The 10,154-nt window shown below is 39.9% G+C and carries 5 protein-coding genes; 1 reads left to right on the forward strand and 4 read right to left on the reverse strand.

What is annotated here, in order from left to right:
- Nucleotides 1-2: 2 nt before the first annotated feature.
- The gene (locus G8O23_RS08500; RefSeq protein ID WP_219932475.1) at nucleotides 3-3,143 is read right to left on the reverse strand and encodes a SusC/RagA family TonB-linked outer membrane protein; all 3,141 of its coding nucleotides are present in this window, start codon (nucleotides 3,141-3,143) and stop codon (nucleotides 3-5) included.
- A 539-nt stretch (nucleotides 3,144-3,682) separates the two neighbouring features.
- Between G8O23_RS08500 and G8O23_RS08505 the strand changes: the two genes are divergently transcribed.
- A complete protein-coding gene (locus G8O23_RS08505) occupies nucleotides 3,683-5,686 on the forward strand; it encodes a transporter substrate-binding domain-containing protein (protein WP_166363759.1) in 2,004 nt (667 codons plus the stop codon).
- A 193-nt stretch (nucleotides 5,687-5,879) separates the two neighbouring features.
- Here G8O23_RS08505 and G8O23_RS08510 read toward each other — a convergent pair whose 3' ends face one another.
- From G8O23_RS08510 to G8O23_RS08520, 3 genes are read right to left on the reverse strand one after another with little or no spacing between them, the layout of a single operon-like run.
- Nucleotides 5,880-6,884, reverse strand: a complete 1,005-nt coding sequence (locus G8O23_RS08510) for a TolB family protein (RefSeq protein ID WP_166363761.1) — start codon at nucleotides 6,882-6,884, stop codon at nucleotides 5,880-5,882.
- A 23-nt stretch (nucleotides 6,885-6,907) separates the two neighbouring features.
- On the reverse strand, nucleotides 6,908-7,804 hold the full coding sequence (locus G8O23_RS08515; protein WP_166363763.1) for an alpha/beta fold hydrolase: 897 nt from the start codon (nucleotides 7,802-7,804) through the stop codon (nucleotides 6,908-6,910).
- 33 nt (nucleotides 7,805-7,837) lie between these two features.
- The gene (locus G8O23_RS08520; protein ID WP_166363765.1) at nucleotides 7,838-9,697 is read right to left on the reverse strand and encodes a serine hydrolase domain-containing protein; all 1,860 of its coding nucleotides are present in this window, start codon (nucleotides 9,695-9,697) and stop codon (nucleotides 7,838-7,840) included.
- Nucleotides 9,698-10,154 lie beyond the last annotated feature (457 nt).

The following is a 10,154-nucleotide window of genomic DNA, read 5'->3' on the forward strand; positions in this document are numbered from 1 at the left end:
TTTTAAAAATTAAGGTTTAGCCCAAAACTAATTGTTCTCATATTGGGAAACGACCAAAGATCAATACCTCTTTCCAAGGGGTTATTTAGGCTAGTTCCTGTTGCCTCTGGATCTAGACCGCTATAGTTAGATAGTGTAAATAGGTTTTGGCCTGACACGGTAACTATAAACCCCTTTACAAACGATGAATTTATATGCTTTGATATGTCATACGAAACAGATAGGTTTCTGAGTCTTAAGAATGAAGCGTCTTCAACAAAGTAGCTGTTGGTCATATTTGTTTTGTATAGGCTTTGCCAGAAAGCCACGTATGCTCCAGTTTCGCCATTAATAGTAACCTCTTTATCAAAATCGCCATGTAGTTTGTCGCGATAAAGCCACTGACGAGTTTGGTTATAGGCTTGGGCTCCATGGACCCAGTCGAGTTGCATTGAAACCGAAAGATTCTTCTTAAGCTTAAAATCGTTGAAGAAAGACATTGAGAATTTAGGAGTTGCGTCACCAATCTTCACCTGCTCGGTTGTGAATTGAACCTGTTTTGTATTAATATCTACCACCATCCCTTCTACAACTTCAAAGTTGGCAAGATCAGCTTCGTCGATATACCTATCGCCGGACGAATTGGTTTGATCCAAGCTGGATAGTGGTTCTAGTCCAAATAGTGCGCCCACAGGTTGACCCTCAATAATTGAGGTTTGACCTTGTCCACCTGAGCCAAGAATAATTGGTAGACCATTTGCAATTTTATCAACCATTGTTAACCCCTTGCTAAATCTTGTCCCAAATTTCCAGTCAAATGAATTTGTGTTTACTACATCTAGGTCAAGAGATAGTTGAATACCATTGCTTTTTAGATCTATCGCATTTGTTAACAAACCGGCAGCACCAGTAGAAGGAGCAACATCAATTTCGTATATTGTGCCGTAACTGTTACGTGTCCAGTATACTAGAGATCCATATATTTTGCTAAACCAATTGTTGTTACTTAGATTAACTCCATAGTCTAAACCAACTTCAAATTCTTTAGTATTTTCAACACTTAGTAATGGGTTTCTAGAGATAGCAGGTAAATACATATATGTAGCATTTCCCAGTGTGCCAGAAGTAAGCGTAATTAACCTTGAGTATGCCTCTGGCTGTATTCCTGCCTCTCCATAGGCTGTTCTTAGCTTAAGTTCATATAAAAAATCGGTATCAATAACTTCTGTAAGTCTAAGATATGCATCTGCTCTTGGAAAGGTAAAAGGTTTTGATCCTTCACCAAATTCAGAGGAGTAATCGGATCTGAACCCAACCGAAAAGCCTCCCATATTTCCATAATCAAACTTTTGGTTAACTAGGTATCCAAATGTGATAAATTTGGTAATGTCCTCTTCTGCAGTTGTGGTGGCAGCGAAATTAAGAGTGTGTGGGGGGTCAACGTCAATTCCACTACCCACAGCTTCCATTTCATGGAAATCATTTCTTCGCCAATCGTATGCAATCTGTGTTGTGGACTGAATCGGAAGATTTATACCAAAATCTTGCTGAAAATCAAATTTTGCAACAGCTGATAGTATAGAATTTTGTTGGGTTTCCTGAACCAATGTTTTAGTTATTTCTCCGTTAATGGGTGTAATCCCGTAACCAGGGAACGGAGTTCCTGTTTGGTTCTTAATAAACGACGTATAGTCGTATCGATAATGATCAATTCCATACTTGTAGTCAATGTCAATATATTTTCCAATCTTATAATTTGCAATAATCCCCTGTATTACCCTATTTACGTTGGCCTGATCGTTCCTATACATATACGAGTAGAAAGGGTTAATGCTATTGCTTGTGGCATCGTAAATAACTGCTGGGTGCCCATTGGCATCTTTCCACGTAAGGTCAACATAACGTGGAACGTTTAAGGCATTTGACATTCCGCTACCAATATTATTCGTGTTATTAATACCCCCAGTCGTGTTTTTACTGGTAATTAGCTGAGTGGTTGATCTTATTGTAAAGTTTTTAAAAATTTCTGAACCAACATTGGCTGTTATATTGTAACGGTTAAGATCACCATGTATAACACTCTCTTGGCTGAGTTGCGAAAATCCTAATGAGTAATCAATATTCTCAGTTGCCCCTGTGATATTTAACGAGTTTCTTATGGTAGCAGCGTTTTCAACAAAATACTGATCCATCTGGTTGTAAGTTTTATTAACAAAGGGCTTGTTGTTTACTGTATTTGCACCACTTCCCTGGGCTGGTAGATTCCAAAATCCTGTATTTGGGTCGGGTGCCGATCTAACTCCTAGGTCGTCAACTATATACCCCTCTGCATCGGTTTCGTAGTGATGATATTTGGCAAGTTTAAGATTACCCCTTAAAGCATTGTCTAAACTATAGTTAGAGCTAAAACGAATATCTGTTTTTTGCCCTTTTCTGCCTCTTTTTGTGAAAATTTGGATTACTCCGTTAGCGCCCTGAGCGCCATAAATGGTAGCTGCTGCAGCACCCTGAACAACTTCAACTCTTTCAATATTCGACAAATCCAGGTCTGCTAGTCGAGAAGATACATTTCCAATTCCAATGTCATTGTTATTTGTGTTAATTTCTATCCCATCGATAAGGATCATTGGTTGAGTTGTGTTAAGGGTATTGATTCCCCTTAGAATAATGTTGGCTTGCTGTCCTGGTTGGCCTGAAGTTGACTGAATTTGAGCCCCTGCGATCCTACCTACGAGCGCCCCATCAACGCTGTTGCTTGGTACGCGTGTAAGTTGTTCCTCAGAGACGGATTCAACTGATATGGCAACCTTTCTTCTGTCTGTTGCTACACCTAGCCCCGTAACCACAATTTCGTCGAGCGTGAGAGCATCCGATTCTAAAACTTCATTGATTACTGTTCTGCCAGCAATTTCAACCTCTTTGTCTTTTAATCCAATAAAACTAAATACTAAGGTTGAGGCATTTTGGGGAACTGTTAAGGTGTACTTACCTTCAATATCAGTGGCGGTGCCAACTGTAGTTCCCTTAATTACAACGGAGGCTCCAATAACGGGCATCCCATCCTCGGCACTAGTTACCGTTCCTGTAATCTGCACGGTTTGCGCCCAAAGTGCTGACGCACTCAAAAGCATAAAGCATGCAAAGAGTAAGCATAGTTTTTTCATAGAAAATTGATTAAGGTTTAGTTAATTAAAGAAATACCACCCACCCTGGGCAGTAGGTTAATAATTTGAACTTAATTTATATAGTGTTAGAACATCTTGCGTACTGTCCGTGCATATATCAAAATACTACACCCTGAATGAGCCTGACTCAAACCGATTTAACAGAACAAATATCTATGGAAGAATTTCTACTAACAATAGCCTGAGGACGCTATATTAAAGTAAGGGCTACCACTTAGTGAGTGTTGATAAGTTGAAGGAAACGTTAAGCAAATTATATATTCTCAGAATATGCTACCTTTAAAACGACAATTTCTAAAATGATTATCCGTTTTATCTAAGATTAAAATTGAAACCAAATGCCTGCCTGCTATCACTCACAGACAGGCGAGCCTTTTTTGCGGAGCAATTTGCAAATAATCAGCAATATACGAGTAACGCAGATTGCTCCATCCAGGCAGAAATCGTGGGAATTCGTAATGTTGATATAAGATTTGTGGATCATAACGGATAATCATATTACTAAAAGCAACTTATTAATGGCAAATCGCATTTACTTAATTTCTATTCTCATTGCTACTCTTTTTCAACCCCAATTTGCACTTGCGCAGAAGTATGTTGTAGGCGGTGATTATGATTATGCCCCTTTTTCGTTTATTGATAAAACAGGCAAACCAAGCGGACTGGAAATAGAAGTGTTAGAAGCTATTGCGGCCTTAAGTGATATTAAGTTAGATATTCAACTTAGCAGGTGGGATAGTGCAATTTCATACATTCAATCAGGAAGAACTGACATTATTGTTGGGATCATCTTTTCTGAAGAAAGAGAGAGTTTTCTTGATTTTACCATTCCCATCCATACAGAATACTATTCAATTTTTATTCGCAAAGATTTGCCATTTAAAGATTTATCGAGCTTATATGACTACAAGTTAGTGGCGTTGGATAAGGATATATCTATTGATAAGTACCTTATCCCTATGGGGCTTTTCAAGAATTATGTTTTGGCAAAATCATTACCCGAAGCTCTATCCGTAATAGAATTGGGATTGGCAGATTATGTAATAGCCCCCAATCTACTTGGCTTGAACGAAATAGAAAGGAATAAGTATCAAAATATTGAAATTAGAGGCCCGTCAATAATTCCTAGTATTTACTGTATGGCGGTAAGAAAAGGCAATACAGAGTTATTGAACATACTGAATAATGGACTAACTGAGCTTCGGAGGAATGGAAAGCTTGCTGAAATACAAGAAAAATGGAAAGTATATGAAGAGGATAACTTAAAATATAGGCGAATTGTCCGAAATTTTGGAATTGTTTTTACCATAGGCATTGTTTTACTTGTTCTTGTTTTCATATGGGTTTGGCTACTTCGTTTGCAGATTAAAAAAAAGACCGAAAGTTTACATCTCAAGAATCAGGAGTTGCAAAAAAGCGAGGAAAAATTCAGAGTTATTACAGAAAACTCGAGCGACATAATCTGGCATTTGGATAGCAATTTTCGGCTGACCTACATTAGCCCCGCCGATGAGAGAATAAGAGGTTTTAAGAAGGAGGAAGTTATAGGCAAATCCCTTTTCTCGATTTTAAAACCCGAAGGTATTGAAATGCTCCAGCAGGCGAATAAAAAGCGAATGTTTGACCTGAGCAAGGGCATAAGATCTGCACCAGCGATTTACGAGTTGGAAGAACTTTGTAAGGACGGTTCCTGGATATGGGTAGAATCGACAGCAACAGCTTTTTATGATTCAGACGGTAGCATTTCTGGTTATCATGGTGTATCTAGAGATATCACGGAACGGAAAAAAGCGGAACAACTTCTAAAGGAACGTGAAACCCAGCTGCGTGAACTTAATGCAACTAAAGACAAACTTTTTTCAATAATAGCGCATGATTTACGAAGCCCGTTCAGTGCCATTTTAGGCTTATCTGAACTACTAATTGAAAAACATAAAGATTTTTATAGCGATAATTCCGGGAAGTACCTGAGAATTATAAACTCAACATCTAAAAACACCCTTGCTTTGCTCGATAACTTGCTTGCATGGGCAAAGTCTCAAACGGGTAACAATACCTTTATGCCGGAAACCACAAGTTTACAAGCAGTTATTAATGGAATATTTGAAGAGTTGAAATCAATTGCAAACATTAAAAATGTAACTTTAGATAATGTTCAAACAGATGATATAGAGGTGTATGCAGATGTGAATATGCTAAAAACGATTTTACGAAACCTCGTATCCAATGCCATAAAATTCAGTCACCCACATGGGAAAATTGCTATTTCGGCAGTAAAAATTCAAAACAATATCGAAATAACGGTTTCAGATAATGGGGTTGGTATGAGTAAAGATACTTTAAGTAAACTATTTGAAATTGATTCCGATATCTCTGCCGCAGGAACAGCAGGTGAAAAGGGGTCGGGTTTTGGCTTATTACTATGTAAGGAATTTGTAGAGAAGCATGGCGGAAACATTTGTGCTAAAAGTGAGTTAGGAAAAGGTTGTGCTTTTATTTTTACGTTACCTTTTAAAAAATGAGTGCTCTGTCCACCAAAAATGAAAGCTAACTTGGTTTGATCTTAGCATGTGGGCTTTTATGCATGCATAGACTTCCCTTGAGGCCCGGAAACCATCGCTAAACCATTACTACCACCATACACTAACACGCTAGCCTCCCTATTTATAGGGTAGGGCTAGCGTGTGGTAGTTAGAAGAAAGTAGAACAATGAGATTAGGGACGAAGTTCTTCGATTACACTTGCGTTGATAATGTAAATATCACTTTGCTTGTTCCCAGTTCCTAGTGAATAGCTTACTATATCACCGTAGGTTATAGGGGCAGTGCCTGACCCATTTGCTGGCTTATCGCTGGTGTAGAAAAGGTATTTGCCGCAGTCCGATACAAATGGGCAGTACTCAAAACCAGATGTGTTAACCCTTTCGCCCATATTTTTGGCTTCTGTCCAGTAGCCATCGGGATGCTTGAAGCTAATCCACAGGTCGCCCTTGCCATAGCCACGCCCCCAACCGGTTGAGGTAAAAATGATGTAGCTTTCATCCCTAGCTATGTAGGCGTTGTACTCATCCCTTGGTGTGTTAATAGAGTCGGGTAGGGCTTGTACCGTTTTGTACTGTCCATCCTCAAGCGCTGAGTAGTAAATATCTTCGCCACCAATACCCAATCCATCCTTTCTGATGGCGCACCAGTATAGCGTTCCGCTATTGGTTATGGAGGGGTAAAACTCGTTGGCCTCTGTGTTTATAGGGCTTCCAATATTAACTGGATCCGACCAGCCTGTGTCAAGCCTGTCAACATACCATATGTCGAAATCCTTTGGTTCGCCACCTTCGGCTAAAGGCCTGTTTGATGCGAAGTAGAGCCTGTTGCCATCGGGTGAGAAGTGAGGCTCCAAATCGGAGTAAGTACCGGAGAATGAGGCTACCTGAGGACTAGTCCATCCATTGGGAGTGTTTTTGATATAAACGATAGCTGGATGCGTGTAGCTGGATAGGGTAAAGTAAAACTCATCGCCCTTGAGCGAAAGCGCAGCATCGCGCTCAGTCATATGGGTTGATACTAGGTTCGGGGCGAAGATTTCGGCTTCTCCTGTTTTCGTAACGAAATGGATAGTTGATTTTTCTGGCTTGCTTGTATCTGTGCAAGCTGGTTGGATCAGAGAGGAGGCTAGGATTAGCCCCCCAATAAGGAATGTAAGTTGCTGTTTTTTAGGTTTCATTGTCATAATTTTAGGTAAATTGTTTAGTGTGTAGTTTTCTCATTGTATTCAATCTGGTAACGCACTCTTTTAAGCCATTCAAAGATATGAATCCTCATCAAATGATTCTGTTCGTAGGGGAGCGAATGGCTTGCAAAATCGAGGGCAACTATGCTTGCGCTTGGCATTGCTTGCGAAAGTCTAAGGGCATCGGTAAACCCAACCACATCATCTTGCAAACCCAATAATACAAGTGCAGGGTTGTTGAAAGTTACACTATCCATATCAAATGAAAAGGAGTATCCATTTAGTTTTATTCTATTCCAAAATTCAACATTCATTAATACATCATCTCGCTTCAATTTTTCAACTGCTTGTAAGCTACATGGTGTTTTTACCACAAGGTTTTCAAGCTGTTGCTTTTTATCATTAGGCAAGCGATTGTAAAATTCCTGATCAACAAATTGCTTCGTGTGAGTTGGTAGTGTTCTTCCACTATTTTGAGGAATTACAACAGGGCAGATAAGCGCCATTCCGTTCACTCTATTGGGAGTTTTTGCTTGTATTCCGCGAGCCATATACCCAAAGTACGAGAATCCAATCAGTGAGAAGGGCTCATGGGGAACCAGCATATCAATGGCAACCAGAATAACTTTTAGGCAATCATCGGCATTACGAATACACTCATTGGCGCTACTGTTTCCAATACCCGGAGGATCAATGTAGATTCTTTTCCACCCATCCTGCTCCTCAAAAATTGGTTCTAGGTAACCACTTGTGGCTCGATGCAGGATAATCATTGGCTTTCCCTGTCCCTTTATTTCATAGTATACATCAGTAGAGCAACTGTTGCCCATAGTGACTGTAATGATTTGACAATACCCTGCCAGAGAGTACGACAGGAGGGCCATAATGAGCGTAAACAGGTGAAAAAAGTTCATCGGCTAGGATATCTTTTGTGGTGTTTCAACGTGCTACTGCCTTACCCACTTCCCAACTATTCCATTTTGGGTAATGATATTAAATCCATCTCCATTGTCACCAATGCTAAAGTCGAATATGTCATGATTTCCTCTGCTTACAATGAACTTGTCCTGTGCAAAGGGGATCAACTCTATTTCACCTCTACCATTCTGTAAGATAATACTGAGCTTGTTGCCCATGGCTTGTAATCGCAGTGATTGATTTCTTATGCTATAATCACCGGTGTAACGAGCAATATCAGCACTACTAAGCGATTGCCTCTCAAATCCATTGATATTCAGTTCCATCATTAGCCAAATGGCACGACTGTTATTTGGATTTAATACAATAGATCTTTTATAATTCTCCACCGCGGAAAGGGTGTCGCCTGCAATTTGCAATGCTTCGCCCATACTATCGAAAACATTGTACGACTCGGGGTAGTACACAGTGTTAAGCCTAAGCATTTCAAGAGCCTCCTCAATCCTGTTGCTATTGAGCAAGTGGTAACCCTCACGGTTTGCTATCCGCTCGCTGATTATTATCGGCTTACCGTTTATGCTTGTCGTGTAAAATTGTTCAAGTCGATCTTCGAGCAGGAAGCTGGAGTCGGAGGTGAAAAGTAAGTTGTAATGCCCCATTCGTTCATCGATAAGCCTTAAGTCATTCTTCGTCTCTACTATTTCGAAGCTAATTCCGCTTGAGTACTCGTATTGCCCCTTAAGTGATACAAATTTACGGTAGTCTTTGTAATCCTCTTGTTGATTTTCCAACTCCTTATATTGTTCAAGTCTTGGCGTAGAGTCAGAATTACCTACCTTTGCACTAAGGAGCGATTTTAGGAGTTTGATAGTGCTGTTTCGGCTAATGTTGTTATTCTGATATGTATTCGTGCGGTGTACAAATACGATGTTCAGCTCAGGGAGTACGGTAATGGTTTGTTCACCAACACCTAAGGCAGAGTAACCACCACCAAACTCATCAAACTCTTTTTCAAGTAGCCACCACATAAATCCGTAGCCCGAACCAGAGTAACTCCCCAATTCAGTAGAGTAGGGGGCAATGCTTTTTTCTATCCAGTCTTTGGAGATTATCTGCTTACCATTCCAACTCCCTTGCCTTTGGAATAGAAGTCCAAAACGAGCCATATCCCTTGCCGATAGCCTAAATGGGTATGCGGGGAACTGTGAGTGTCCGTGCTCTAGGTGATAGTATCCATGATGCGCTTCGAAGTCTTGCATCTTTATGGGTTGCGCAATCTGCTTTTCGAAGGCTTTAAAAAGATCCTCTCCAGTTTCAAGATTGAAGATGTAGCCAAGGGTGTTAAAATCCCAGTTGTTGTAATACCAATACGTGTCAGGCGAGTAAGCTTCCCTGGCGGGTCGCGTGCTAGCCATGAATGGGGTTTCGTATGCAGCCGGATGAAAGATGCCAGATCTGGACTTTAGTAAGTGCACAATTTTTGCCTGTTTCTCAGCCTCTGTAAGTATGCCAATGTCATCGATACCCAGCTCTTGGATTGTTTTGCTAGTATCAATTAATCCTCTTTCAACATATATGCCGTATAATGCGCTAAGCAGGCTCTTGCGAACGGAGTGGCATGCAAATCGTCTGCTAATATCACCATAGGATTTTACAACAATGCCATCCTCAATTAGCATGAATGCAGCAGTATTTAAGCTGTCGGCAAATTTAACTGCGTTTTCTAGTTGGGTTTCATCCCATCCGGCATCCGATAGGTCAGCGTATTGTAACCATGCGCTATCGGGAAAGTATTCAGTGTGCCGTTTTGTTTTTTGACACCCTAAAAGGAGAATTAGTACTGCAAAAATTGATATGAGTACATTAAGCAAAATGTAATTGGGTTTCATAGTTTTTATGATTTTTATAATAGGATATTTCGCTCTTCTATTTCTGTACCAATTGGCCTATATGTTACATAATGAGCATTGAGGGAGTGTCTTGCTATACTAGGTGATCTTGCCGCTTTTGTTCGAAACAGTACGATTGCTGTTCGATGGTGAACACCTAATACCTCTATTGCGATGCGTTAAAATTTTATGAGCCAAATTATTTTATGCTTATGGCTACCAACCAATACAATTCGATTTGATTAATGAGGAAAGGCTAAACCCGCTGGTTTAGCCTTTTCCTACTGCTCTACTTGTAAACCTAAAATTGCTCTTTCTTTTTAAATAAATTTTTGAATTAAATTTTATTTGTAAACCTGTATATTAGCCCCAATTAAAACCGAGCAGAAAAATTGCTAAATTTCTGACGGTATGAAAAAGAACAGTTACTGGACATCAAAGCGAAAAGCTGAAGTAG

Source organism: Perlabentimonas gracilis (genome assembly GCF_011174675.1).
Classification (GTDB): domain Bacteria; phylum Bacteroidota; class Bacteroidia; order Bacteroidales; family Tenuifilaceae; genus Perlabentimonas; species Perlabentimonas gracilis.